Source organism: Mesorhizobium sp. BHscii (assembly GCF_053848065.1).
In genome coordinates this window covers 297,210-322,179 of record NZ_JBSPKW010000005.1, presented here as the reverse complement: position 1 = coordinate 322,179, position 24,970 = coordinate 297,210, and the positions used below count along the sequence as shown (strand labels likewise).

The following is a 24,970-nucleotide window of genomic DNA, read 5'->3' as shown; positions in this document are numbered from 1 at the left end:
TGAACGGCATCGATAGAAGATTTCTATCGAGCAACGGATCAGCTTTATTGATTTGGTGGGTTTCCTCTGATTTTTTAATCACTTAGCGGAAGATTACTACGACCAGGGAGGGCGCTGCATGACAATGCAGCCTGCAAGTACCGAGATCGCGTCGCGCACGGCGGTGATCGTCCAGGAGCTGAAGGGCCTCGAAGGCCCGCTGTTGCCGATCCTCCACGGCATCCAGGAAGAGTTCGGTCATGTGCCGCAGGACGCGCTGCCGGTGATCGCCGAGGCGTTGAACATCTCCAAGGCGGAGGTGCACGGCGTCGTCACCTTTTATCATGACTACCGCCGCCACCCGGCCGGGCGGCATGTGCTGAAGCTTTGCCAGGCGGAAGCCTGTCAATCGATGGGCTCGGACTGGATCGCCGCCAAACTCAAGCAATTGCTGGGCATCGGCTTCCACGAGACGGCCCGCGACGGTTCGGTGACACTGGAACCAGTCTATTGCCTCGGCCTTTGCGCCTGTGCGCCATCGGCAATGCTGGACGGCGAGGTGATCGGCCGGCTCAATGACGAAAAGCTCGACGAGATCGTTGCCGAGGTACGTTCATGATCCCGCGCATCTACATTCCCGGCGATTCCGGCGCCCTGGCGCTCGGTGCGGAGAAGGTCGCCAAGGCGGTTCGTGCGGAACTGGCCGATCGCGGCATTGAGGCCAAGATCGTGCGCAATGGTTCGCGCGGCGCTTATTTCCTCGAGCCGATGGTCGAAGTGGCGACAGATAAGGGCCGCGTCGCGTACGGGCCGGTGAAGCCTTCCGACGTCAAAAGCCTGTTCGACAGCGGCTTCCTCACCGGCGGCTACCACAAGCGCTGGCTGGGCGCACCCGACAAGATCCCGTTCCTGGCCAAGCAGACGCGCCTGACTTTCGCGCGTTGCGGCGTCACAGATCCGTTGTCGCTCGACAATTACAAGGCGCATGGCGGGCTGAAGGGCTTGCAAAACGCGGTGGCCATGACGCCGGCCGATGTCGTCAGCCAAGTGACCGAGTCCGGCCTGCGCGGACGTGGCGGCGCCGGCTTCCCGACCGGCATCAAATGGAAGACGGTGCTCGATACCACGGCCGACCGCAAATATATCGTCTGCAATGCCGACGAGGGTGATTCGGGCACATTCGCCGACCGCATGATCATGGAAGGCGACCCGTTCGTGCTGATCGAAGGCATGACCATTGCCGGCATCGCGACGGGCGCTACCAAGGGTTTCATCTATATCCGCTCGGAATATCCGCACGCGGTAGCGGTCATGCAGAAAGCCGTCGCGATCGCCCGCAAGGCCGGCCTGCTCGGCCTCAACGTGCTGGGTTCTCCAAATACCTTCGACATGGAAGTCCGTGTCGGTGCCGGCGCCTATGTCTGCGGCGAGGAGACCTCGCTGCTCGACAGCCTCGAAGGCAAGCGCGGGCAGGTGCGAGCCAAACCGCCGCTGCCGGCGCACAAGGGCCTGTTCGGCAAGCCGACGGTGATCAACAACGTCATCTCGCTGGCTTCGGTGCCTGTCATCATGGATAAGGGCGCAGCCTTCTACAAGGATTTCGGCATGGGCCGTTCGCGCGGCACCATCCCGATCCAGATCGCCGGCAACGTCAAATATCCCGGTCTCTATGAGGCTGCGTTCGGCATGACGCTGGGCGAGATCGTTGATGATATCGGCGGCGGCACCGCGACAGGACGTCCGGTCAAGGCCGTGCAGGTCGGCGGCCCGCTCGGCGCCTATTTCCCGCGCGCGCTGTTCGATACGCCGTTCGACTACGAAGCGTTCGCCGCCAAGGATGGACTGATCGGCCATGCCGGGATCGTCGCGTTCGACGACAGCGCCGACATGCTGAAGCAGGCGCGCTTCGCCATGGAATTCTGCAGCATCGAAAGCTGCGGCAAGTGCACGCCCTGCCGCATCGGCTCGACGCGCGGCGTCGAGGTGCTGGACCGGCTCGCCCAGAACATCGAACCCGAGAAGCAGATCGCGCTGGTCACCGACCTTTGCAACACGATGAAGTTCGGCTCGCTTTGCGCTCTGGGCGGCTTCACCCCTTATCCGGTGATGAGTGCACTCAACCATTTCCCCGACGACTTTCGGCCGACGCCGGTCGCCGAAGCAGCGGAATAGGAGCGGACAGGTATGAACGCGGCATTCGACATCAAATCGCTGGTCCAGGAAATCGACTACGGCACGCCCGCTTTGGAAGCGGAACAGCAGGTGACGCTGACGGTCGACGGCAAGTCGGTGACCGTGCCGGCGGGGACCTCGATCATGCGCGCTTCGATGGAAGCGGGCGTCGAAATCCCCAAACTCTGCGCGACCGACATGCTGGACTCGTTCGGCTCCTGCCGGGTCTGCCTCGTCGAGATCGATGGACGCGGCGGTACGCCGGCCTCTTGCACGACGCCGGTCGGCGAAGGCATGGTCGTGCACACGCAAACCGACCGCCTCAACGCCATCCGCCGCGGCGTGATGGAACTCTATGTCTCCGACCACCCGACCGGCTGGAACGAGAAGGCCGGCACAGGCGCCAGCGAGTTCGACAAGGTCGCCAACACGGTCGGTCTGACCGAGAACCGCTATGGCGTTGACGGCCGCAACCACGTCAAGCAGGAGAACGGCGTAGCGCCCGGCCATGGTTCGCTGGCTGTCGACTACATCGCCCGCGATGAATCCAATCCTTATTTCACCTATGATCCCGCGCAATGCATCGTCTGCTCGCGTTGCGTGCGGGCCTGCGAGGAGGTGCAGGGCACCTTCGCGTTGACCATTGAGGGCCGCGGCTTCGAATCACGCATGGTCGCCGGCATGCACGAGGATTTCATCGCTTCCGAATGCGTATCCTGCGGCGCCTGCGTGCAGGCCTGCCCGACCGATGCGCTGCGCGAGAAAACGGTCCTTGCCAAGGGCCTGCCGGAGCGCTCGGCCGTCACCACCTGCGCCTATTGCGGCGTCGGCTGCTCGTTCAAGGCCGAGGTCAAGGGCGACGAGGTCATTCGCATGATGCCCTACAAGGAGGGCAAGGCGAACCACGGACATTCCTGCGTGAAGGGCCGTTTCGCTTACGGCTATGCGACCCACAAGGATCGCATCCTGTCGCCGATGATCCGGGAAAAGATTACCGACCCCTGGCGGGAGGTGAGTTGGGAAGAGGCGATCGCCCATACGGCCAAGGAATTCCGCCGTATCCAGTACCAGTATGGACGCACCGCGATCGGCGGTATCACCTCCTCGCGTTGCACGAACGAGGAAACCTATCTCGTCCAGAAGCTGGTGCGGCAAGGCTTCCGCAACAACAATGTCGATACCTGCGCGCGCGTCTGCCATTCGCCGACCGGCTACGGGCTCGGCCAGACCTATGGCACCTCGGCCGGCACGCAGGATTTCGACTCCGTCGATTACACTGACGTCGCCGTCATCATCGGCGCCAATCCCGCTTCCGCCCATCCGGTGTTCGCCTCGCGGCTGAAGAAGCGGCTGCGCCAGGGCGCCAAGCTGATCGTGCTCGATCCGCGTCGCACCGAGATGGTCAAGTCGGCACATATCGAAGCGGCCTATCACCTGCCGCTGAAGCCCGGCACCAATGTGGCGGTGCTGACGGCGCTGGCGCATGTCATCGTCACCGAAGGTCTTTTCAACGAGGCCTTCGTCCGCGAACGCTGCGACTGGGCGGAGTTCCAGGACTGGGCTTCTTTCGTCGCCTTGCCGGAAAACAGCCCAGAAACCGTCGGCAGATTGTCCGGCGTCGATCCCGAGCTGATCCGCGGCGCGGCGCGTCTCTATGCCACCGGCGGCAATGGCGCGATCTATTACGGCCTCGGTGTGACAGAACACAGCCAGGGCTCAACCACGGTGATGGCGATCGCCAACCTCGCCATGGCCACCGGCAATATCGGCCGGCCGGGCGTCGGCGTGAACCCGCTGCGCGGCCAGAACAATGTGCAGGGCTCGTGCGACATGGGCTCCTTCCCGCACGAACTGCCCGGCTATCGCCATATCTCCGGCGAAGCCGTGCGCGACATCTATGAAAGCCTGTGGGGCGTGAAGCTGGACGATGAACCGGGCCTGCGCATTCCCAACATGCTGGATGCCGCCGTCGACGGTAGCTTCAAGGGCATCTACATCCAGGGCGAGGACATTCTGCAGTCCGACCCTGATACCAAGCATGTCGCGGGCGGTCTTGCGGCGATGGAATGCGTCGTCGTGCACGATCTCTTCCTCAACGAGACCGCGAACTATGCGCATGTGTTCCTGCCGGGCTCGACCTTCCTCGAGAAGGACGGCACCTTCACCAATGCCGAGCGCCGCATCAACATGGTGCGCAAGGTTCTGGAGCCAAAGGCGCGCTACGCCGACTGGGAGGCGACGCAGGAGCTTGCCCGCGCGATCGGGCTGGACTGGAACTATCAGCATCCTTCCGAGATCATGGAGGAAATCGCCAAGACGACGCCAAGCTTCGCCAACGTCTCCTTCGAGCTGCTCGACCGTGTCGGATCGGTGCAGTGGCCCTGCAACGAGAAGGCGCCGCTCGGCACCCCGATCATGCATGTCGATGGTTTCGTGCGCGGCAAGGGTAAGTTCATCCGCACCGAATATGTGGCGACGGATGAGCGGACCGGGCCGCGTTATCCGCTGCTGCTCACCACCGGCCGGATCCTCTCGCAGTACAATGTCGGCGCCCAGACGAGGCGCACCGAGAATGTAATGTGGCACGCCGAGGACCGGCTGGAGATCCATGCGCACGACGCCGAGAACCGCGGCATCCGCGAAGGCGACTGGGTGCGGCTGGCGAGCCGTTCCGGCGAGACGACGCTGCGCGCGCTGATCACCGACCGGGTGTCGCCGGGCGTCGTCTATACGACCTTCCATCACCCAGACACGCAGGCGAATGTGATCACGACCGACTTCTCGGACTGGGCAACCAACTGTCCGGAATACAAGGTCACCGCCGTGCAGGTGGCGCCGTCCAATGGCCCGACCGACTGGCAGAGGGACTATAACGAGCAGGCCCGCCAGAGCCGGCGCATCGCCCCGCTGGAAGCGGCGGAGTAGTCTTGGCCGCGCGCCGCAAAGCAACGACGCAGATATCGCGGCTGGCACACCGCGCCAGCGGCACTGCGGCCGTCAACCGCATGGTGCCGGAAGAGACGCCGGTGGCGTTCTCCTTCGCCGGCACCACGCATGCGGTGATGATGGCGAGCCCGGCCGACTTCGAAGATTTCGCGCTCGGCTTCTCGCTCACCGAGGGCATTATCGCTGCGCCAGAAGAGATCGAGGCGATCGAGGTCGAGGATCTCGGCGCCGGGATCGACATCCAGATCCGGTTGAAGGACCGGGCCAACGCGCGCTTCCAGGCGCGGCGCAGACGGCTCGCCGGCCCCGTCGGCTGTGGGCTATGCGGTATCGAGTCGATCGAGGAAGCGATGCGTTCGGTCGATGCGGTCGGTTCGTCCAAGCTTACGCTTGGTGTCGAGGACATCACCCGCTCGGTCAAGCTCTTGTCGAAGGTGCAGCCGCTGCACACGGAGACCGGAGCGGTACATGCCGCCGGCTTCTACGTGCCCGGCAAGGGCATCGTCATGGCGCGCGAGGATGTCGGCCGCCACAACGCCCTGGACAAACTCGCCGGTGCGCTGGCGAAAGCCGGTATCTCAGGCGCGTCGGGCGCGGTCGTGGTGACGTCGCGTGTCTCGGTGGAGATGGTGCAGAAGACGGCCGCCATCGGTGCTGCCATCATCATCGCCGTTTCGGCGCCGACCGCCCTTGCCATCCGCACGGCCGAGACCGCCGGAATGACGCTGGTGGCGCTGGTGCGCGGCGATGATTTCGATATTTTCACCCACCCTGACCGGGTGGTTTGCGGAGTTGCCAAGCATGTCGCATGACGAGGACCACATCACCAGCACCAGGGAAAAGCTGGTGCGCATGGCCAACCAGATCGCGGCCTTTTTCCATTCCAAACCGCGCGAAGAAGGCATTGCCGGCGTGGCCGAGCACATCAACAAGTTCTGGGAGCCGAGGATGCGGCAGCAGTTCTTCGAGATGCTGGACAGCGGCACCGAGAATTTCGACGAGCTCGTGGTGGCCGCTTCGGCCAGGATCAAGCGACCAAAGACGCCCGAGCAGGCTGACATGAGCCTTGGCTACACCCAGCCTACGCAGGCCGAAAGCGCGGGCCCGCTGAAATAGCCTAAAGCGCGTCGCATTTGAACAGATTCATGCGACGCGCTTTAACTTTTTGTTTTTGGCGCATGTCGTTATCGCAAAACCGCTGCGCACTTTTGCGCGACATGCACTAGGAGCCGCCAAAGGGTCCTATATTCCAGTCCTCTAAACTTTGGCTGCCGCAAACGGCTTGGCTCTGCTATGGTTGACGATAGGAAATCGTCTGGCCGGGCGGGGTCGTTGCGTGAGGCCGATCGAGACCAGATATGCCCGTAGCGGTGACGTGCGGATCGCCTATCAGGTGGTCGGCCGGGTTCGTTCGATCTCGTTTTCGTGCCGGGCTTCATTTCCAATCTCGACCTGCACTGGGAAGACGAAGGCTAGAGCCGGCTGCTGAAGCGGCTTTCAGCCTTCTCGCGGCTGATCCTGCTCGACAAACGCGGCACCGGTCTGTCGGACCGCATCGATACTAATCACCTACCTAGCCTTGAAAACACGCATGGACGACGTGCGCGCGGTGATGGGCGCCGCCGGCAGCAGGCGTGCGGCATTACTCGGTGCTTCGGAAGGCGCGCCGATGGCGATGCTGTTCGCCGCCACCTATCCGGAGCGGATGCGGGCGCTGGTGCTCGAGCTTCGACGGACCAGCGCGCGCCATACGCTGCGCGGTGGCGCTGCGTGATGCGGCACAGGGGATCGGCGTGGCCAGCGCGCAGAGCGTGCATGTTGGCGAGATTGAATCGCGCGGGCCGCCAACGGGGCTGACCGCGCGCGTGACGATGCAGCTCGCCGCCCAGGCCGCCCGCGGCAACATCCTGGCCGTCAACGGGAAGAAGGGAGACTACCCGTGCGCAACCATCACATGGCGGACGGCCGTGTAGTCTTCCAAGGCATATAGTGACATGTCCTTGCCGTAGCCGGACTGTTTCAGCCCGCCATGCGGCATCTCATTGGTCAGCATAAAATGGGTGTTGATCCAGGTGCAGCCATATTGCAACCGAGCGGCTGTCGCCATGGCGCGCGAGACATCCTTGGTCCACACCGAGGACGCGAGGCCATAGTCGCTGTCATTGGCCCAGTTCACCGCCTCGTCGACCTCGGAAAAGCGGGTAACGGAGACAACCGGCCCGAATACTTCGCGGCGCACGATCTCGTCTTCCTGCAGCGCGCCGGCGACGACGGTTGGCTGGTAGAAGAAGCCGGAGCCCTCGCCCGGCTTGCCGCCGGTGGTGATCTCGATGTGCTTCAGTTCCGAGGCGCGCTCGACGAAGCTCGAGACGCGGTCGCGCTGGCGACGTGAGATGAGCGGCCCGATCTCGTTCTCGGTGTCGTCGGAGCGGTTGTATTTGATGGTCGAGACGGCGGAGGAAAGGTCGGCGACGAGCTTGTCGTAGATCTTCTTGCCGGCATAGATGCGGCAGGCGGCAGTGCAGTCCTGGCCGGCATTGTAGTAGCCGAAGGCGCGCAGGCCATTGATCACCGCGCCGAGGTCGGCATCTTCGAAGACGATGACCGGCGCCTTGCCGCCGAGTTCGAGATGCGTGCGCTTGACCGATTTGGCTGCCGCCTGCAGCACCTTCTTGCCGGTGGCGACGTCGCCGGTGATCGAAATCATGTTGACTTTCGGGTGGTTGATCAGCGTGTTGCCGACGCTGTCGCCGCGGCCGAGCACAACGTTGACGACACCTTCCGGCAGGATTTCAGCGAGGATCTTCGCCAGCTTCAGCGAGCTCAGCGGCGTCTGCTCCGAAGGCTTGAAGACGACGGTGTTGCCGCCGGCAATCGCCGGCGCCAGCTTCCAGGCCATCATCATCAGCGGATAGTTCCAGGGCGCGATCGAGGCGACGACGCCGATGGCATCGCGGCGGACCATCGAAGTGTGACCGGGGATGTATTCGCCGGCGACCTGGCCGGGCATCGAGCGGACAGCGCCGGCAAAGAAGCGGTAGCAGTCGACGATCGCCGGGATCTCGTCGTTGAGCACGGCATTGATTGGCTTGCCACAATTGAGCGCCTCGAGGGCAGCGAAATCTTGTGCCGCGGCCTCGACGCGATCGGCGATTTTTAGGAGATAACCGGAGCGCTGCGCCGGTGTGGTGCGCGACCAGGTGACGAAGGCCTTTTCGGCCGCCAGCACCGCTGCCTCGATCTGCGCCTGGCTCGCTTCGGGCAGGTTGAGGATGGTCGCCCCGGTCTTCGGATTGAGGATTGGTTCCTCGGTTTCGGTGCCCTTCTCGAATTTCGAGCCGATCAGCATCTTGGTGTCCATGGAAGTCTCTCCCTTATGGATTCTTGACGTCATTTGCCCGAACCGGCGATCTGGTCGCCGTCGCGGGTGAGGTAATAGGCGACGAGGATGGGCAGCAGCGTCACCAGCACGACGACCATGGCGACGACATTGGTGACCGGGCGCTGGCGCGGACGGATCAGTTCTTCCAGCATCCAAATCGGCAGCGTCTGCTGCTGGCCGGCGGTGAAGGTGGTGACGATGACCTCGTCAAACGACAGCGCGAAGGCAAGCATGCCGCCGGCGAGCAGGGCGGTGGCGATGTTGGGCAGCACGACATGGCGGAAGGTCTGGAAGCCGTCGGCGCCAAGGTCCATCGATGCCTCGATCATCGAGCCGGAGGTGCGGCGAAAGCGGGCGACAGCGTTGTTGTAGACAACGACGACGCAGAAGGTGGCGTGGCCGAGCACGATCGTCCAGAACGAGAACGGAATCTCGGCCAGCGAAAAGGCTGAACGCAGCGCGATGCCGGTGATGATGCCGGGCAGCGCGATCGGCAGGATGACCAGCAGCGAGATGATTTCGCGGCCAAAGAACTGTGTTCGCGACACGGCGGCCGCGCAGAGCGTGCCGAGGACCAGGGCGACGAGCGTCGAGATAGCGGCGACACGCACTGACAGCGACAGCGACTGCCACACGTCCGGGCGGTTCCAGGTGACGGCGAACCATTGCGTCGTCAGCCCCGGCGGCGGCCAGACGAAGCTCCTTTCCTCGGTCGTGAAGGCATAGATGAAGATCAGGAATATCGGCAGATGCAGGAACAGCAAGCCGCAGGCAGCGGCGATCTTCAGGCCGAGAGGAGCGGATGGTGAGCCATCAGAGCGCATCGAAGGCCCCCATGCGCTTGGCGCCCCAGAGGTAGAAGCCCATGATGACGATGGGCACCACGGTGAAGGCGGCGGCGAGCGGGATGTTGCCGGCGGTGCCCTGCTGCGAATAGACGGCCTGGCCGATGAACAGCCGCGAGGTGCCGATGATCTGCGGGATGATGTAATCTCCGAGCGTCAGCGAGAAGGTGAAGATCGAGCCGGCGACGATGCCCGGGAGCGCCAGCGGGAACAGCACGTTGCGGAAGGTCTGGCCGGGCGAGGCCCCGAGATCGGACGAGGCCTCGACCAGATTGCCGGGCACGCGCTCGAGTGCCGCCTGCACCGGCAGGATCATGAAGGGCAGCCAGACGTAGACGAAGACGATGAAGGTGCCGGTGGACGACACCGACAGGGAATTACCGCCGACGATCGGCAGCGACAGCCAGGCATCGAGCAGCCATAGAAGATGCAGCTTGGCGAGCAGCCAGGTCAGGATGCCTTCCTTGGCGAGGATGAGCTTCCAGGCGTAAATCTTGACCAGATAGCTCGACCACAGCGGCAGCATGATGCCGAGATAGAACAGCGCCTTCCAGCGGCCGCGCGCATAGCGCGCCGTGTAATAGGCGATGGGAAAGGCGATGATCGCGGAGGCGAACGTGACCAGGGCCGCCATCGTCACCGTGCGCAAGATGATGTCGAGATTTGCGGCCTGCAGCAGATCGCCATAGGTCTTCAGCGTGAATTCACGGTTGATGAGGCCGGAGAATTCGTCGATCGAGAAAAAACTCTGCAAGAGCAGTGCGAACAGCGAGCCGATATAGACGATGCCGAGCCACAGCACCGGCGGCAGCAGCATCAACAGCAGCAGGAGCTTGGGCCTGCGCCAGAACAGGTCCGACAGCGCGCCGCGCAAGCCGCGCGCGCGAGGAAGGAGGGCTGGGGCAGGTTTTGCCTGGGCCGCGGTCAGAGTCATGGTTTCTTCGACCGGTTGCGTTCCTTCGCGCCCCCCTCTGTCCTGCCGGACATCTCCCCCACAAGGGGGAAGATCGGATCTCGCGACCACTTTCGCCAATCACCAACGTTGCAGAAGAGGCGCCACTGGCGAAGCTGCCGATCTCCCCCCAAGTGGGGGAGATGTCCGGCAGGACAGAGGGGGGCGCCGTGAAGCGCCTTGTCTTGGCTATTAGCGACAGTTGCCATCATGCCGGCTCGTCCATAAGATGCAAATGCTCGCGGTTGAAGGTGAGCACGACCGCCTCACCTTCCTTCGGCAAGGCGGCACCGGCCGGCACGATCGCGTGCAGGCGCAAGCCGTCGGCGTCGAGCGCCAGTCTGGTCGTGGCGCCGAGATAATTGGTCGAGACGAGACGAGCGGCAACGCCATCGCCCTTCGCCGCCCGGCCGATGCGAATGGATTCAGGGCGCAGGCTGCCCCAGCGATGCTGGCCGGAATAACGCTGGACGAAATCCGGCGGCAGCACATTGGACGAGCCGACGAAATCGGCGACGAAGCGCGTCTTCGGGCGCTGGTAGATGTCCTCCGGCGTGCCGATCTGCATGATCTTGCCGTCGTTGAAGACGGCGACGCGATCGGCCATCGACAGCGCCTCGCCCTGGTCGTGGGTGACGAAGACGAAGGTGATGCCGAGCGCCTTCTGCAGCGACTTCAGCTCCTCCTGCATGTTCTCGCGCAGTTTGAGGTCGAGCGCGCCAAGCGGCTCATCGAGCAGAAGCACCTTGGGCTGGTTGACCAGCGCGCGGGCGAGCGCGACGCGCTGGCGCTGTCCGCCAGAAAGCTGGCTGGGACGCCGGGCGCCGTAGCCGGGAAGCCGGACCAGCGAGAGCGCCTCCTCCGCCGCCTTCTGCCGCTCGGGCTTGCCGACGCCCTTGACCATCAGGCCGTAAGCGACGTTGTCGAGCACGTTCAGATGCGGGAACAGCGCGTAGTCCTGGAAGACGGTGTTGACGTTGCGGCGATAGGGCGGGACGCCTTCGGCGCGTTCGCCGAAAATGGAGATCGACCCCGATGTCGGCTGCTCGAAGCCGGCGATCAACCGCAGGCAGGTCGTCTTGCCGGAACCTGAAGGTCCAAGCATGGCGAAGAACTCGCCCGGCGCGATATCGAGGTCGACCACGTCGACGGCGCGCACGCTGCCGAAATGGCGCGAGACTCTGGTGAACGAAACGGCGGACGTCATGGGCTGTCCCAGGCTGATCAAATTCAGGCGACGGCGCTGCCCCTCATCCGCCTGCCGGCACCTTCTCCCCGTATAGTGACGGAGAAGGGGCTAGCCGCAACGCTCGCGATCCCCCTCTCCCCGTTCTTCACGGGGAGAGGGTAAGGGTGACGGCAGGGCTGCGCTCTCACAACGAGCGAGACGAACTCACCGCCCGCCGATGACGCCGATATAGTCCGACACCCAGCGATAGTAAGGCACGCACTGGTCCTGGGTGGCGCACTTCGACACCGGCGTCTTCCAGAACTTGATTTTTTCGAAGTTGTCGTAGCCGTTGGTCTTGCAGCCTTCGTCGCCGAGCAATTCGTTGCCCTTGCAGGCAGCCGGCACCACTGGGAGCGAACCGAACCAGGCGGAGACATCGCCCTGCACTTTCGGCGACAGCGAGTGCTCCATCCACATATAGGCGCAGTTCGGGTGGGCTGCGTCGGCCGCCAACATGGTCGTGTCGGCCCAGCCGGTGACGCCTTCCTGGGGAATGGTCGAAGCGACGGGCTTCTTGGCGGCAATCAGCGTGTTGACCTGATAGGGCCATGAACCGGAGGCGACGACGCCTTCGTTCTGGAAGTCATCGACCTGGATGGCAGCGTCATGCCAGTAGCGTCCGACCAGCGTGCGTTGGACGCGCAGCAGATCGAGGGCGGCCTTGTACTGATCCTCGGTCAGCTCGTAGGGATCCTTGATGCCGAGCTCCGGCTTGTGGAACATCAGATAATTGGCAGCGTCGGCGATGTGAATCGGCCCGTCATAGGCCTGGACGCGGCCCTTGTTCGACTTGCCGTCAGGCAAGGTCATCTCCTCGAAGACGACGTTCCAGCTCTTCGGCGCTTCCTTGAACACCTCAGTGTTGTACATCAGCACATTCGGTCCCCACTGGTAGGGGGCGCCGTAGTGGACGCCGCCAACCGTGAACCACGACGCATCCTTCAGCCGGTCGTCGACCGTGCTCCAGCTCGGGATGAGATCGGTGTTGATCGGCTGGACCCGCTTGCCGGCGACGAGGCGCAGCGAAGCGTCGCCCGAGGCGGTGACGAGGTCGAAGCCGCCCTCATTCATCAGCGCGACCATCTCGTCGGAGGTGTTGGCGGTCTTGATGTTGACCTTGCAGCCTGTGTTCTTCTCGAAAGACGTGACCCAATCATAGTTCTTGTCGGTTTCGCCGCGTTCGATGTAACCGGGCCAGGCGACAATGTTGACCTGGCCTTCGCCCTTGCCGAGTTCCTTGACTTGGCCGATCGCCTGGCCGGAGAAGGCCAGCGCGACCGTCAATGCAGTGCACGACTTCAGGAATGAGTTCATCATCGATCTCCCATTTGAGGGGCCGCACTCTCGCGGCGGCTTTGGTCCCTGATTGTGAAAGTGCTGTGAAATTTCCGGTTTCGCAAATTCATTTATCAGAATGGCGATATCGATTTTTCCGATAGATTAACGACCAATCTTCTCCGGCCGCTGACGGACCATCCGCTGCGACTGTGCAAGCCCGATGAAGTCGCGCGCGGCCTGGGGCAGGCCGGAGCCGCGCCGCCAGACCGTGCCGACCTGAACAACCGGCAAGGAGCCCGAAATATCGCGCGATTCGATGCGGTCGCCTTCGAGCGACCATGGCCGGTAGACGAGGTCGGGCAGCAGCGCCACGCCGGCGCCGGTAGCGACGAGGCTGCGCACCGCTTCGACCGAGCGGGTGCGGAAGGCGACGTGCGGCTTAGCGCCGATCGCCGCCAGCAGTTTTCCGGTATTCTCCTCGATCTCGTCGACGGTCAGCATGATCAGCGGCTCCGAGGCGATATCGCCAATGCCGATGATGTCGGCGCCGGACAGCGGATGGCCAAGCGGCAGCCATAGCCGATAGGCCGAGACTTCGAGAATTTCGGACTGCAGGGCGGTGCGGTCGCGCAGGTTCGAGGTGACCATGACGGCGATGTCGAGCTTGCCGCCGATCAGCAGATGTTCGAGGTAATCGCCATTGTCCTCGATGGCCGAAATCTCAACGCCCGGATAGGCGCGGCGATAGCGGGCGAGAAGGTCCGACAGCACATAGCCGGCGACCAGCGAAGTGACACCGAGTTGCAGCCGGCCGCCCGCCGCCGCTTGCTCGCCGAAGAAGGCGCGGCGCGCGTCGGAAACGTCGGCAAGTATCTTTGTCGCGTGGCGCAGGAACTGATGGCCCTTGTGGGTGATGTTCAGGCCGCGCGGATGGCGCTCGAACAGTTCGACGCCGAGATCGCCTTCGAGCTCCTTGATCGCCTCGGTGACCGATGATTGCGAGATGGACAGATTCTGCGCAGCACCCGAGACCGTGCCTTGCTCGGCGACGGCGATGAAGAATTGCAATTGGCGGATTGTGAAGGCCATCGCCGAACTAAACACCGGGACAGCAAGGAAGAAAAGCCGCCGATCTCAGGCTCACCGCTTTACTGCTCTGGCCAGGTCAGGTCCCGCTATCGTCACCGGCAATGCTGAGCCGTGCGCCCGCTTGCCCAAGGGCGGAGGCGATGGCGCGCGGCGGCGGCCGATCGGTGACGAGTTCGGAAAAACCGTCGAGGCCGCAAACCTGGACGAGGCCCTGGCGGCCGAACTTGGTGTGGTCAGTGATGACGAGCGAGCGCTGGCCGCGCGACAGCACCATGCGGGCGAATTCCGCCTCTTCCAGATCATAGTCCATCACGCCCGTGACGGCATCGACCGCACCGGTGGAGATCACCGCATGGCTGACGGAAAAGCGGCTGACGAATTCGATGGCCGAGACGCCGAAGGCGGCGCCCGAATCGCTGCGCAGTTCGCCGCCGGCCATATAGACCTTGTTGCCGTTGACGGTGGCCAGCGTGCGGGCGATATCCGAAGAGTTGGTGACCACCGTCAACCGCCGGTGGCCGAGCAGCTCGCGGGCTAGGAAAGATGTGGTGGTGCCGGTGTCGAGCATGATCGATTCGCCGTCGCGGATGGTTGCGGCAACCAAGCGGGCAATGGCGCGCTTGGCATCGGCATTCTCGCGCATGCGCCGCTCGAATGGCGCCTCGCCGGCCATCGACGGCAGGCCGACGGCGCCATGCATCTTCAGGATCGAACCGTCAGTGGTCAGCGGCTTGACGTCGCGGCGCACGGTCTCCAGCGAGACGCCCAGCCGGTCGGCCAGGCTGGCGATGGTGACGGTGCCCTCTTCCTGCAGGACACGCAGGATTTCGCCATGTCGTTTGGAATGGATCATCGGGTTCGCCCAATAGGATTGTTGCGCTACTGACTGCTTCTAAGGCAAATCGGCCACAGTTCGCAAGGAATCCTAAAGCATTCGGGCAAGAAGACACAAAAAGCCACAAGTTTTCGTTGACAAGCCGGATCACATGGCGTGACACTGGCTCGTGACAGGCTCGGAACTGCCACGGGAGAACGATGGCAGAGCCGCACCAAAATTCGCCTGCCCGAACGTCTGGAAAATCGTCTGACGTAAGGGAAAAGGACTGTTTCGAATCCGCGGGGGCGGATGCCGGCGTCGAAGAACCCGGCACAGGGGCTCGTCGGTGCGGTGCGGGATACCGATCCTGGCATCCCGCACCGACGAGATTTTCGCATTGCTCCCTCCTGCCGGCCGCCATCTTTGTCTCGCCCGCGGCGTCTTGAACCCCGCCAACGAGGGATGAACCTGTGACCGCCGAAGACCGCATCCGCGCCCTGCCCTGCTGGACCGGCAGCATCGAGATTGCGCCGCTGCCGGGCGGCCTGAGCAACGCCAACTATCTGGTCAAGGACGCAGCTGGGCGGCATGTCGTGCGCTTTGGCCAGGACTTTCCATTCCACCACGTCTTTCGCGAGCGCGAGGTGATGACCGCGCGCGCGGCGCACGCCGCCGGCTTCGCGCCTGCGGTCCACCATTCCGAGCCCGGCATCTTGGTGACGGAATTTCTCGGCGCCAAGACCTATGTCGCGGAAGACGTACGCGCCAATATCGGCCGCGTCGCCGCCCTGATGCGCGGCTTCCATCGGGAGATGCCGAATCATGTCTCCGGCGCCGGTTTCATGTTCTGGGTGTTCCATGTCATCCGCGACTATGCGCGCACGCTGGAGGAAGCCGGCAGCCGCATGCGAAGCGAGTTGCCGCGGCTGCTGACGCTTGCGGACGAACTCGAACGGGCGCAGAAACTGCTGCCGATCGTCTTTGGCCACAACGATCTCTTGCCGGCTAATATTCTCGACGACGGCCATAGACTGTGGCTGATCGACTTTGAATATGCCGGCTTCAACACGGCGATGTTCGACCTCGCCGGCGTCGCCTCGAACGCCAGCATGAACGACGAGGAGTCCTTCGCCTTCCTGACTGCCTATTTCATGAAGGAGCCGGACGAGGCGATCCGCCGCTCGCATGCGGCCATGCAATGCGCATCGCTGCTGCGCGAGGCGATGTGGAGCATGGTTTCCGAACTTTATCTCGACGCGCCCGGCATCGACTACGTTGCCTATACCGACGAAAACCTGACCCGGCTCGATGCCGCGCTGGAAAACTACCGAACGAAATACGGACAGAAATCATGACATTGCCCGCTCACGCCGAGATCGTCGTCATCGGCGGCGGCATCATCGGCTGTTCGACGGCCTATCATCTGGCGCGTGACCACAAGGCCGATGTCGTGCTTTTGGAACAGGGCAAACTGACTTCGGGCTCCACATGGCATGCGGCGGGGCTGGTCGGCCAGTTGCGGTCTTCGGCCTCTATCACCCGCGTGCTCAAATATTCGGTCGATCTCTACAAGGGGCTGGAAGCCGAAACCGGGCTGGCCACCGGCTGGAAGATGACCGGGTGCCTCAGGCTCGCTACCAATGCCGACCGCTGGATCGAGTATAAGAGGCTGGCGACGACGGCGAAAAGCTTCGGCATGGATATGCAGTTGCTGTCACCGGCCGAGGTCAAGACAATGTGGCCGCTGCTGGAGGCCGGCGATCTCGTCGGCGCCAGCTGGCTGCCGACCGACGGGCAGGCAAGCCCTTCCGACATCACGCAATCGCTGGCCAAAGGCGCGCGCATGCATGGCGCCAGACTGTTCGAGGATGTCCGCGTTACCGGCTTCGACATGAAGGATGGCCGCATCACCGCGGTAAAGACCAACAAGGGGGATATCGCCTGCGGCAAGGTGGTGAACTGTGCCGGACAATGGGCGCGGCAGGTAGGCGCCCTTGCCGGCATCAACGTGCCGCTGCAGCCGGTGAAGCACCAGTACATCGTCACCGAAAGAATAGACGGGTTGGCGAGCGATGCGCCGACGATCCGCGACCCCGACCGCCGCATTTATTTCAAGGAGGAGGTCGGCGGGCTGGTGATGGGCGGCTATGAGCCGAACCCGCAAGCCTGGACGACCGGTCTTCCCGGCGACGATGTCCCTGATGACTGGGAGTTCCGGCTGTTCGACGACGATTACGATCATTTCGAGCAGCATATGAACCAAGCGATCGCGCGGGTTCCGGCGCTCGAAACCGTCGGCGTCAAGCAGATGATCAACGGGCCGGAGAGTTTTACGCCGGACGGCAATTTCATTCTCGGCGTGGCGCCCGAATGCGCCAACATGTTCGTCGGCGCCGGCTTCAACGCCTTCGGCATCGCGGCGGGCGGCGGCGCCGGCTGGGTGCTGGCGCAATGGGTGGTCGACGGCGAGGCGCCACTCGATCTGTGGGTGGTCGATATCAGACGCTTTTCCGACCTGTACCGCGACCGGCAATGGGTCCGCGACCGCACGCTGGAAGCCTATGGCAAGCACTACACGATCGGCTTCCCGCATGAGGAGTATGTCACGGGCCGGCCGCGGATCGTGTCGCCGCTCTATGAACGGCTGCAAAAGCACCGCGCCGTGTTCGGCTCCAAACTCGGTTGGGAGCGGCCGAACTGGTTTGCGCCCGAAGGCGTCGAGCCGAAGGACATCTATTCGATGGGCCGGCAAAACTGGTTCGCGCCGGTCGGCGACGAGCACCGGCACGTGCGCGAGAACGTCGGAATTTTCGACCAGTCGTCCTTCGCCAAATACGAAATGACCGGTGCGGATGCGCTGAAGGCGCTCGACTGGATCTGCGCCAACGACGTCGCCAAGCCGGTCGGCCGGCTCACCTACACGCAGCTTCTCAACACGCGCGGCGGTATCGAGGCCGACTTGACCGTGGCGCGGCTCGGCGAAGAACGATTCTACGTCGTCACCGGCACCGGTTTTAGGACGCATGATTTCTCGTGGATCGGCGACCATGTCGGCAGCGAGCTCGACGTGACGCTCACCGATGTCACCGAGGATTTCGGCACGCTTTCGCTGATGGGGCCGCGCGCCCGCGACGTGCTGGCTGCGGTGACCGATGCGGACGTGTCGAACACCGCTTTCCCGTTCGGACATGTGCGGGAAATCTCCATCGCCGGCCACACAGTTCGGGCGCTGCGCGTCACCTATGTCGGCGAGCTCGGCTGGGAGCTGCATGTGCCGATCGCGGCGACGGGCGAAATCTTCGACGCGCTGATGGCGGCGGGCGAGAAGCACGGCATTCGCCCGGTCGGCTACCGGGCGCTGGAATCGCTGCGGTTGGAAAAAGGCTACCGCGCCTGGGGCTCCGACATCACGCCCAATGACACGCCGCAGGAGGCCGGCCTCGGCTGGGCGGTGAAGCTTCGCAAGAATACCGATTTTCTCGGACGGCGGGCGCTGGAAAAGATCAGCGGCGCTGCGTTGAAAAAACGCTTTGCCGGCTTCACGGTCGAAGATTGCGAGGTCGTGCTGCTCGGGCGCGAAACGATCCTGCGCAACAGCGAGCCGGTCGGCTACCTGACCAGCGGCGGCTATGGCTACACGGTCGGCAGGAACATCGGCTACGGCTATGTGCGCAACGCCGATGGCGTCAGCGACGATTTCCTCGCCTCCGGCGACTACGAGCTGGTGGTGGCGATGGAGCGGACGCCGGCAAAAATCCATCTCGAGCCGCTTTACGATCCGGCGGGAGCAAGAATCAGAGCCTAATGCATGTCGCGCAAAAGTGCGCAGCGGTTTTGCGATAACGACACGCATAAAAACAAGAACCTAAAGCGCGTCGCATGAATCCGTTCAAATGCGACGCGCTTTAGACCAGCTCACGCGCAGAACGAGGCCGCGGCTCGGCACGGTGTCCGCCTCGCCCGGCATGGAGACATAGGGCGACGTCTCCTCGGCACGCGTGACGACGCGCTTCGTCTCGAGGTCGGCGACCGCGCGGCAAAACCGGCGCCTATAAGCACCGAGCTTGAGTCCGTACGTCAGATCGAGAACCGCTCTAGGGTTACTGAGATAAAACGCTATTCACTTTTCCTGAAACTTGTCTAGCGTTTCACCTGGATTCTACACATTCGAGACTGTTTTTCTATGACGAGGGCACAATATGCAAATAAACGAAATCAAGGAGAAAAAGCAGAAGATTATCGAAAGGTTCGGCCCCTGGACGGCAGGTTCCATCCATCTGGCCGATCAAATTGACACGTTCGATGAGCCGCACTGGGACGCCCGATTGAGGCGCTTCGTGCAGATCGCTGCAGATCTTGCGGGGAAGCCGTTGGAGAAGCTTCGCGTTCTGGACCTGGCGTGTCTCGAGGGGCAATACGGGATCGAGTTCGCGCTCCATGGGGCCGACGTGCTCGCCATCGAGGGTCGGGAGGCGAACCTTGAGAAGGTGCACTTCGCTAAGGAGGTACTCTCCCTGGACAACCTCGAACTCGCCCTAAATGACGTGCGCAACCTCGACGAGGAGCGCCATGGTCGTTTCGATGTTGTTCTATGTTTGGGGATCCTTTACCACTTGGATACTCCGGATGTCATGGACTTCGTGGAGAGAATCTCGAAGGTTTGCGGAAAAATATCAATAATCGATACCCATATCAGCCTCAGCGACGAAGCGTCGTACACTTGGAAGGGGAAGACCTACTGGGGCAGGTATAGCAAGGAACACGATACTGATGCGACCTCCGAGGAGAAGCTGGCAGCGCTCTGGAACTCGCTTGACAACCCGAAGGCCTTCCTCTTCACGCGTGCATCGCTCTGCAACCTACTCCGACACGTGGGCTTCACGTCCGTCTACGAGTGCTTGAACCCCTACGAGTATCATAATCCCAAATGGCCGCTGGCTGCAGAAGGGGACAGGCATGTCGTCTGGAGGGATCGCATCACCCTGGTTGCTATCAAAGGGCGGAGTCAGCCACTGCTCTCCTCGCCCATTACGGACGCATCGCCCGAGATCGATCGCCCCGAAAGGCCAGAGTATATCGAGCAGCTCCCGTGCATTACCGGAGTGCGCAGAAGGTCGAGAGGTCTGCGGTCGCGATTGAGCAGGTTCCTGCCCGGCCCTGTGAAGGCAGTGCTGAGGAGGATAATCCAATGAAATGTCGGACAGACGCCGGCGTTGACGCACCTTCACCGACGGCTGCAAGCCGCCTGACTTCCCGGAGGCGTAAAGGAGGTCGGCTCTTGGGCACTTTTGATACTGCTGGCGAAGTCGGAAATAAGCCCAGTTCGGGGGCAACATGTTGCTTGTAAACTCGGGCTGTCAATTGTCTAGCCGCGGCCAAATTGGCTTCGCCAGCAGTATCACTTTTGGTGACATCGAGCGCACGGGAACCTTAACGAGGGGAATGGAAGAATGATCAGTTCACGCGCAGAACGAGGCCGCGGCTCGGCACGGTGTCCGCCTCGCCCGGCATGGAGACATAGGGCGACGTCTCCTCGGCACGTGTGACGACGCCCTTCGCATCGAGGTCGGCGATCCGCGCGGCAAAACTGGCGTCCCACAGCGTTTTCTTGACCGTCAGCACGATTATCCCGCCCGGCCGGCAAATGCGGATCAGTTCGTCGAGCCCCTCGGCGCCGACATGGCCCGAGGTGAAGACGCCGGCCGATATGATCCCGGCATAGGCATTATCGGCGAAAGGCAGCGGGCCGCCGAGCGCCAGGCAGTGAAGCGCCGAATAGACGCCCTTGCGCTCCGCTTTGGCCAGCATGCCCGCCGAGATGTCGAGTGCCTCGACCTGCGGATAGCCCGCGATCTTCAGCCACTCGCCGATGAGCCCGGTGCCGGCACCGGCATCGAGGAGCGGTGCCGCGCCGCGCGGCAAGTGGCGGGCAAGCAGGGCGAGGCAGATGGTCGGATGGCGATAACCGGCCGCCGACATGTCGGCGTCGTAGGTGTCGGACCAGCGGTCGTAGAGCGCCGCCACTTCTTCAGGCCGCTTCGCTGCATAGGCCGCGGCGAGCGCGCCTTCATTTTTCCTGTCCGCCATCGCAGTCCCGTCCGCAAAATCAAAGTGCAGCAGCGTCCTTCCGCGTCCGATAGGACCGTGCGGCGCTGGAGTGAATCGCATGCCGCCGATGATAGCCAAACGGCGAAATTTGTGGAACCGTCGTGGCCACAAATAAAGACGCAAAGAGGGCGGAAGCGATGGTGGACGAGGAAGCACGTGCGGCGCTTGCAGTCATTCCGGGGCTGGCCGGTTACGAGGGACCCTTGGAGCGGCTTGGCGGCCTCACCAACCTCGTCTTCAGGGCTGGAGATGTCTGCCTGCGGATTCCCGGCAAAGGCACCGAGGAGTATATCAATCGCGCCAACGAGGCGGTGGCGGCGCGGGAAGCCGCCAAGGCCGGCGTCAGCCCCGAGTTGCTGCATGTCGACGGCGAAACAGGTGTGATGGTGACGCGCTTCATCGCCGGCGCCGAGACGATGTCGCCGGAAAAATTCAAGACGCGGACGGGCAGTCCGGCGCGCGCTGGCAAGGCCTTTCGCATGCTGCACACATCCGGCGCGGTGTTTCCCTTCCGCTTCGAGCTGTTTGCGATGATCGACGACTACCTGAAGGTGCTGTCGACCAAGGCCGTTGCCCTGCCCGCCGGCTATCACGACGTGGTACGCGAGGCGGAAAGCGTGCGCTCGGCGCTTGCCGCGCATCCGCTGCCTCTTGTCGCCTGCCACTGCGATCCGCTGTGCGAAAACTTCCTTGATACGGGCGACAGGATGTGGATCGTCGATTGGGAATATTCCGGAATGAACGATCCGCTCTGGGATCTCGGCGACCTCAGCGTCGAAGGACAATTCGACATCGCGCAGGAGGAAGAGATGATGCACGCCTATTTCGGTGGCGAGCCGACGCCGGCGGAGCGGGGCCGCGTCGTCATCTACAAGGCGATGTGCGATCTCTTGTGGACGCTGTGGGGGCTGATCCAGCTTGCCAACAGCAATCCGGCCGACGATTTCCGCGCCTATGCCGACGGTCGCTTTTCACGCTGCAGAGCACTAATGGAGACGGCCGATTTCTCAAGGCATCTGACGGCGGTGCGCGCGGGTTAGGCGCCAGAAATCTGGAACCTTAAAGCACGCCACGTGATGGGATTCACGCGGTGTGCTTTAAGTCCTTGTTTTTATGCATGTCGTTGCCCCAAAACCGCTGCGCACTTTTGGGCGACATGCATTAGTTGACGCCTTTCGGCACGTTTTCCGGCGGCACAGTGTCCACCACCTTCTGGCGATGGAAGATGAACAGGCCGGCCAGTACGATGATGGCCGAGCCGATCAGGATGCGCGGACCGGGCATGTCGCCGAAGAAGGCCAGCCCGAAGATCACGGCCCACAGCAGCAGGCTGTAATGCAACGGCGCCAGCGTCGACGCCGGCGCCAGCTTCAGCGCCCTGGTGATCATCAGATGCGCGCCGCAGGAGACGATGCCAAGAAGCAGCATGGCGCCGAAATCGAGCGAGGACGGCGTCTGCCAGTTGCCGATGGTGAGAAACCCGCCGACCAGCAGCGTGCCGATGGTTTGCCAGGTAACCAACGAGGTGTCGCTGGTGCCACGCAACCGCCGGTTGAGGATGATGGCGAAGGCGAATGAAATGCTTCCGGCCAGCGCGAAGGTCGACGACAGCGAAAACGCGGCCGAGGACGGTTTGAGCATGATCAGCACGCCGCAGAAGCCGACCAGGATCGCCATCCAGCGGCGCCAGCCGACCTTTTCACCGAGCAACAGGTGCGACAGCGCCGCCACGTAGATCGGTCCGGCCATGTAGAAGCTCATGACGTCGGCGAGCGGCAGGTAGACGACGGCGGCATAGAACAGCGCCGTGTCAAGCGTGGTCATGACGACGCGCAAGACCTGCAGTTCCAGGCGCTCCATGCGGAACAGATTGGCCGCACCTTGACGCGCGATCATCGGGCCGAGCACGAAAAACGCGCCGATGGAACGGATCAGCACGACCTGGCCGACGGAAAAGCTGGTGACCAGCCATTTGCCCATCGCATCGTTCAACGCAAACAGGAAATCGCCGGCCAGCATCAGCAGAATGCCGGCCAAAAGCACATTCCTGATCGTCGAATTCTGGGCTGGTGGCTGTGCCATGCCGATGTCGCTTCCTCCCGCATGAAAGCTCGGTAAGCAGCGTCGTAGACGCAAGCAGCCGCTTTGACGAGCGGAAATCGGAAACCCCGGCCGGACCAGAGCCGGAAATCGGCTAGGCCTACACTAGGGCGGCGGACTTTCAAATCGAATCGTACCGCCGCTCCATCTTTTTATTGGAGCATCGAATTTTCCCAAAACCGGTACCCACTTTTGGGTGCGATGCTCTAGATCGCCGCTTGAACGGCCTACTTTGGCCGTGACCGAATGATGACCGGACGATAGATCACCGGCCGGTCCCAGGGATCGAAAACCGACGCACTTCTCAGCTCAGCGCGGCGCGCCAGATCGATGCGCTGCAGACATTCGGCGAAGGCATCATTTTTTCTGACGAAGCCGTAGGACCGGCATTTCGCCTCGTCCGCGGCACGACGGTCTTCGGCCGTCATGCAGCCTGCACAGGTCGCCGCCAACGCGACCACCGTAGCCGTCTTGTACCACATGGTGGCTTCCTCGACATAAAACTGGAGGTTGATTGTAGACTTGCGGTCAGGACCTATCAATCTGATCGACGCGCGGCCTGATGCAGGTCCAACGTCTTATTGGGCCTGCCAACTATTGGACATGAAGTGGCGGGCGATGCCTGCGGTTCACCGTTTCCGGCCGTCCCGCGATCGAAAGCCGAGTTTCCTGCCTGGCCCGCTCGGCCACCACCTTGCCCCTGGCGATGACGCAGAGGCGCTCGGGACGCAGGCGCAAGGCCTCGACCGGGTCGCCGGCATCGAGGACGACGAGACTGGCGCGCTTGCCGACCGCCAGGCCGAGATGGTCGAGGCCCATGATGGCGGCGTTGACGTTGGTGACCATGTCGAAGCAGCGCGCCATGTCGGCCGGGCTCGACATCTGGGCGACGTGAAGGCCCATGAAGGCGACGTCGAGCATGTCGGCGGTGCCCAGCGAATACCAGGGGTCGAGCACGCAATCCTGGCCCCAGCCGACGCGGATGCCGTGGGCAAGCATTTCCTTAACCCGCGTCAGGCCGCGGCGTTTGGGGAATGTGTCGTGCCGGCCCTGCAGCATGATGTTGATCAGCGGATTGGGGATCGCCGAGACGCCTGCCTCGGCGATCAGCGGCAACAGCTTCGAGACATAGTAATTGTCCATCGAGTGCATCGAAGTGAGATGCGAGCCGGCGACCCTGCCCTGCAGGCCGAGGCGTTGCGTCTCATAGGCCAGTTGTTCGATATGGCGCGACAGCGGATCGTCGGTCTCGTCGCAATGCAGGTCGACCATGAGGCCGCGTTCTGCCGCGATTTCGCACAGTTCCGTCACCGAACGCGTGCCGTCGGCCATGGTGCGCTCGAAATGCGGAATGCCGCCGACGATGTCGACACCCATGTCAAGCGCCCGGATGGTGTTATCGCGCGCCGTCGGCGAGCGATAAAACCCGTCCTGCGGGAAGGCGACCAGTTGCAGGTCGATATAGGGCGCGACCGTTTTCTTCACATCGAGCAGGGCTTCGACCGCCAGCAGCCTGGTATCGCAGACATCGACATGGGTGCGGATGGCGAGCAGGCCCATGGTGACAGCCCAGTCGCAATAGGCGAGCGCGCGCTCGCGCACCGCTTCGTGCGTCAACAGCGGCTTCAGTTCGCCCCACAGCGAAATGCCTTCCAGCAGTGTGCCCGACGCGTTGATGCGCGGGATGCCCAGCGAGAGCGTGGCGTCCATGTGAAAATGCGGATCGACGAAAGGCGGCGAGACCAGATTGCCATGGGCGTCGATCGCCGTGCCTGCGGTAACGTTCAGCTCGGGCTCGATGGCCGCGATCGTCTCGCCGACGATGCCGATATCGGCGATCGTGCCGTTGGGCAGCATGCCACCGCGGACGATAAGGTCGAAATCCATCTGAAGCCACCTCGTTCAAAAAGCCGTTTCTTTCCGTGCAGCGTGCTGCCGCAAGGCGGACCCTCCAGGCGCGGTTCTTCCTTCTCCCCTTGTGGGAGAAGGTGGCCGCGAAGCGGCCGGATGAGGGGTGTTCCAGCTTGGCACCGACGGCACTCCGTCCAGCACCCCTCAACCGTCTTGGCGC

Annotated in this window: 21 protein-coding genes; 10 read left to right on the top strand and 11 right to left on the bottom strand. The window is 62.9% G+C overall.

Annotated elements, in window-relative coordinates:
- Positions 1–118 precede the first annotated feature (118 nt).
- The 6 genes from ACWTU7_RS10675 to ACWTU7_RS10650 all read left to right on the top strand — a co-directional run bounded on the left by ACWTU7_RS10675 (position 119) and on the right by ACWTU7_RS10650 (position 6,871).
- Positions 119–598, top strand: coding sequence for a formate dehydrogenase subunit gamma (locus ACWTU7_RS10675; protein WP_455839925.1), 480 nt, complete (start codon positions 119–121; stop codon positions 596–598).
- Positions 595–2,151, top strand: a complete 1,557-nt coding sequence (locus tag ACWTU7_RS10670; protein ID WP_455839924.1) for a formate dehydrogenase beta subunit — start codon at positions 595–597, stop codon at positions 2,149–2,151. The genes ACWTU7_RS10675 and ACWTU7_RS10670 overlap by 4 nt, the downstream gene beginning before the upstream one ends.
- 12 nt (positions 2,152–2,163) lie before the next feature.
- Positions 2,164–5,076, top strand: coding sequence for a formate dehydrogenase subunit alpha (gene fdhF / locus ACWTU7_RS10665; RefSeq protein ID WP_455839923.1), 2,913 nt, complete (start codon positions 2,164–2,166; stop codon positions 5,074–5,076).
- Positions 5,077–5,078: 2 nt separating this feature from the next.
- Positions 5,079–5,909 (top strand): formate dehydrogenase accessory sulfurtransferase FdhD, encoded by an 831-nt coding sequence (gene fdhD, locus ACWTU7_RS10660; RefSeq protein WP_455839922.1) that lies wholly within the window; start codon positions 5,079–5,081, stop codon positions 5,907–5,909.
- Positions 5,899–6,213, top strand: a complete 315-nt coding sequence (locus ACWTU7_RS10655; protein ID WP_455839921.1) for a formate dehydrogenase subunit delta — start codon at positions 5,899–5,901, stop codon at positions 6,211–6,213. The genes fdhD and ACWTU7_RS10655 overlap by 11 nt, the downstream gene beginning before the upstream one ends.
- 475 nt (positions 6,214–6,688) lie before the next feature.
- Positions 6,689–6,871 (top strand): alpha/beta fold hydrolase, encoded by a 183-nt coding sequence (locus tag ACWTU7_RS10650; protein WP_455839920.1) that lies wholly within the window; start codon positions 6,689–6,691, stop codon positions 6,869–6,871.
- A 159-nt stretch (positions 6,872–7,030) separates the two neighbouring features.
- Here the strand turns inward: ACWTU7_RS10650 and ACWTU7_RS10645 are convergent, their stop codons facing one another.
- From ACWTU7_RS10645 to ACWTU7_RS10615, 7 genes are all read right to left on the bottom strand, one after another.
- Entirely contained in the window at positions 7,031–8,458 is a 1,428-nt protein-coding gene (locus ACWTU7_RS10645; protein WP_455839919.1) for a gamma-aminobutyraldehyde dehydrogenase, read from the bottom strand.
- Between the two features lie 29 nt (positions 8,459–8,487).
- Positions 8,488–9,303 carry an ABC transporter permease gene (locus tag ACWTU7_RS10640; RefSeq protein ID WP_455839918.1) on the bottom strand — a complete coding sequence of 272 codons (816 nt, stop codon included), beginning with the start codon at positions 9,301–9,303 and terminating at the stop codon, positions 8,488–8,490.
- Positions 9,293–10,258, bottom strand: coding sequence for an ABC transporter permease (locus ACWTU7_RS10635; RefSeq protein WP_455839917.1), 966 nt, complete (start codon positions 10,256–10,258; stop codon positions 9,293–9,295). Before ACWTU7_RS10635 ends, ACWTU7_RS10640 begins: the two co-directional genes overlap by 11 nt.
- Before the next feature lie 226 nt (positions 10,259–10,484).
- A complete protein-coding gene (locus ACWTU7_RS10630; protein ID WP_455839916.1) occupies positions 10,485–11,483 on the bottom strand; it encodes an ABC transporter ATP-binding protein in 999 nt (332 codons plus the stop codon).
- A gap of 186 nt (positions 11,484–11,669) precedes the next feature.
- Positions 11,670–12,821 carry an ABC transporter substrate-binding protein gene (locus ACWTU7_RS10625; protein ID WP_455839953.1) on the bottom strand — a complete coding sequence of 384 codons (1,152 nt, stop codon included), beginning with the start codon at positions 12,819–12,821 and terminating at the stop codon, positions 11,670–11,672.
- A 126-nt stretch (positions 12,822–12,947) separates the two neighbouring features.
- Entirely contained in the window at positions 12,948–13,874 is a 927-nt protein-coding gene (locus tag ACWTU7_RS10620) for a LysR substrate-binding domain-containing protein (protein WP_065005986.1), read from the bottom strand.
- Positions 13,875–13,950: 76 nt separating this feature from the next.
- On the bottom strand, positions 13,951–14,727 hold the full coding sequence (locus ACWTU7_RS10615; protein ID WP_455839915.1) for a DeoR/GlpR family DNA-binding transcription regulator: 777 nt from the start codon (positions 14,725–14,727) through the stop codon (positions 13,951–13,953).
- Between the two features lie 434 nt (positions 14,728–15,161).
- On the opposite strand from ACWTU7_RS10615, the gene ACWTU7_RS10610 reads away from it, so the two are divergent.
- The 3 genes from ACWTU7_RS10610 (at position 15,162) to ACWTU7_RS10600 (ending at position 19,883) form a co-directional block, all read left to right on the top strand.
- Positions 15,162–16,046, top strand: a complete 885-nt coding sequence (locus ACWTU7_RS10610) for a phosphotransferase family protein (RefSeq protein ID WP_127318217.1) — start codon at positions 15,162–15,164, stop codon at positions 16,044–16,046.
- Positions 16,043–18,496, top strand: coding sequence for a GcvT family protein (locus ACWTU7_RS10605; RefSeq protein WP_455839914.1), 2,454 nt, complete (start codon positions 16,043–16,045; stop codon positions 18,494–18,496). Before ACWTU7_RS10610 ends, ACWTU7_RS10605 begins: the two co-directional genes overlap by 4 nt.
- Before the next feature lie 394 nt (positions 18,497–18,890).
- Positions 18,891–19,883 carry a class I SAM-dependent methyltransferase gene (locus ACWTU7_RS10600; RefSeq protein ID WP_455839913.1) on the top strand — a complete coding sequence of 331 codons (993 nt, stop codon included), beginning with the start codon at positions 18,891–18,893 and terminating at the stop codon, positions 19,881–19,883.
- Between the two features lie 262 nt (positions 19,884–20,145).
- On the opposite strand, the gene ACWTU7_RS10595 is transcribed toward ACWTU7_RS10600, so the two are convergent.
- Positions 20,146–20,778 (bottom strand): class I SAM-dependent DNA methyltransferase, encoded by a 633-nt coding sequence (locus ACWTU7_RS10595; RefSeq protein WP_455839912.1) that lies wholly within the window; start codon positions 20,776–20,778, stop codon positions 20,146–20,148.
- Between the two features lie 158 nt (positions 20,779–20,936).
- Between ACWTU7_RS10595 and ACWTU7_RS10590 the strand changes: the two genes are divergently transcribed.
- The gene (locus ACWTU7_RS10590) at positions 20,937–21,839 is read left to right on the top strand and encodes a phosphotransferase (protein WP_455839952.1); all 903 of its coding nucleotides are present in this window, start codon (positions 20,937–20,939) and stop codon (positions 21,837–21,839) included.
- A 121-nt stretch (positions 21,840–21,960) separates the two neighbouring features.
- Here the strand turns inward: ACWTU7_RS10590 and ACWTU7_RS10585 are convergent, their stop codons facing one another.
- The 3 genes from ACWTU7_RS10585 to ACWTU7_RS10575 form a co-directional block, all read right to left on the bottom strand.
- Positions 21,961–22,881, bottom strand: a complete 921-nt coding sequence (locus ACWTU7_RS10585; RefSeq protein ID WP_455839911.1) for a DMT family transporter — start codon at positions 22,879–22,881, stop codon at positions 21,961–21,963.
- A 245-nt stretch (positions 22,882–23,126) separates the two neighbouring features.
- Positions 23,127–23,381 carry a hypothetical protein gene (locus ACWTU7_RS10580; protein ID WP_292183716.1) on the bottom strand — a complete coding sequence of 85 codons (255 nt, stop codon included), beginning with the start codon at positions 23,379–23,381 and terminating at the stop codon, positions 23,127–23,129.
- Positions 23,382–23,493: 112 nt separating this feature from the next.
- A complete protein-coding gene (locus tag ACWTU7_RS10575) occupies positions 23,494–24,786 on the bottom strand; it encodes an amidohydrolase family protein (protein WP_455839910.1) in 1,293 nt (430 codons plus the stop codon).
- Positions 24,787–24,970 lie beyond the last annotated feature (184 nt).

Coding starts and splice junctions, on each gene's coding strand:
- ACWTU7_RS10640 (WP_455839918.1), bottom strand. CDS start 9,303: ATGCGCTCTGATGGCTCACCATCCGCTCCTCTCGGCCTGAAGATCGCC.
- ACWTU7_RS10670 (WP_455839924.1), top strand. CDS start 595: ATGATCCCGCGCATCTACATTCCCGGCGATTCCGGCGCCCTGGCGCTC.
- ACWTU7_RS10580 (WP_292183716.1), bottom strand. CDS start 23,381: ATGTGGTACAAGACGGCTACGGTGGTCGCGTTGGCGGCGACCTGTGCA.
- ACWTU7_RS10620 (WP_065005986.1), bottom strand. CDS start 13,874: ATGGCCTTCACAATCCGCCAATTGCAATTCTTCATCGCCGTCGCCGAG.
- ACWTU7_RS10615 (WP_455839915.1), bottom strand. CDS start 14,727: ATGATCCATTCCAAACGACATGGCGAAATCCTGCGTGTCCTGCAGGAA.
- ACWTU7_RS10625 (WP_455839953.1), bottom strand. CDS start 12,821: ATGAACTCATTCCTGAAGTCGTGCACTGCATTGACGGTCGCGCTGGCC.
- ACWTU7_RS10585 (WP_455839911.1), bottom strand. CDS start 22,881: ATGGCACAGCCACCAGCCCAGAATTCGACGATCAGGAATGTGCTTTTG.
- ACWTU7_RS10575 (WP_455839910.1), bottom strand. CDS start 24,786: ATGGATTTCGACCTTATCGTCCGCGGTGGCATGCTGCCCAACGGCACG.
- ACWTU7_RS10635 (WP_455839917.1), bottom strand. CDS start 10,258: ATGACTCTGACCGCGGCCCAGGCAAAACCTGCCCCAGCCCTCCTTCCT.
- ACWTU7_RS10600 (WP_455839913.1), top strand. CDS start 18,891: ATGCAAATAAACGAAATCAAGGAGAAAAAGCAGAAGATTATCGAAAGG.
- ACWTU7_RS10590 (WP_455839952.1), top strand. CDS start 20,937: ATGGTGGACGAGGAAGCACGTGCGGCGCTTGCAGTCATTCCGGGGCTG.
- ACWTU7_RS10595 (WP_455839912.1), bottom strand. CDS start 20,778: ATGGCGGACAGGAAAAATGAAGGCGCGCTCGCCGCGGCCTATGCAGCG.
- ACWTU7_RS10645 (WP_455839919.1), bottom strand. CDS start 8,458: ATGGACACCAAGATGCTGATCGGCTCGAAATTCGAGAAGGGCACCGAA.
- ACWTU7_RS10655 (WP_455839921.1), top strand. CDS start 5,899: ATGTCGCATGACGAGGACCACATCACCAGCACCAGGGAAAAGCTGGTG.
- ACWTU7_RS10630 (WP_455839916.1), bottom strand. CDS start 11,483: ATGACGTCCGCCGTTTCGTTCACCAGAGTCTCGCGCCATTTCGGCAGC.
- ACWTU7_RS10605 (WP_455839914.1), top strand. CDS start 16,043: ATGACATTGCCCGCTCACGCCGAGATCGTCGTCATCGGCGGCGGCATC.
- ACWTU7_RS10675 (WP_455839925.1), top strand. CDS start 119: ATGACAATGCAGCCTGCAAGTACCGAGATCGCGTCGCGCACGGCGGTG.
- fdhF (WP_455839923.1), top strand. CDS start 2,164: ATGAACGCGGCATTCGACATCAAATCGCTGGTCCAGGAAATCGACTAC.
- ACWTU7_RS10650 (WP_455839920.1), top strand. CDS start 6,689: ATGGACGACGTGCGCGCGGTGATGGGCGCCGCCGGCAGCAGGCGTGCG.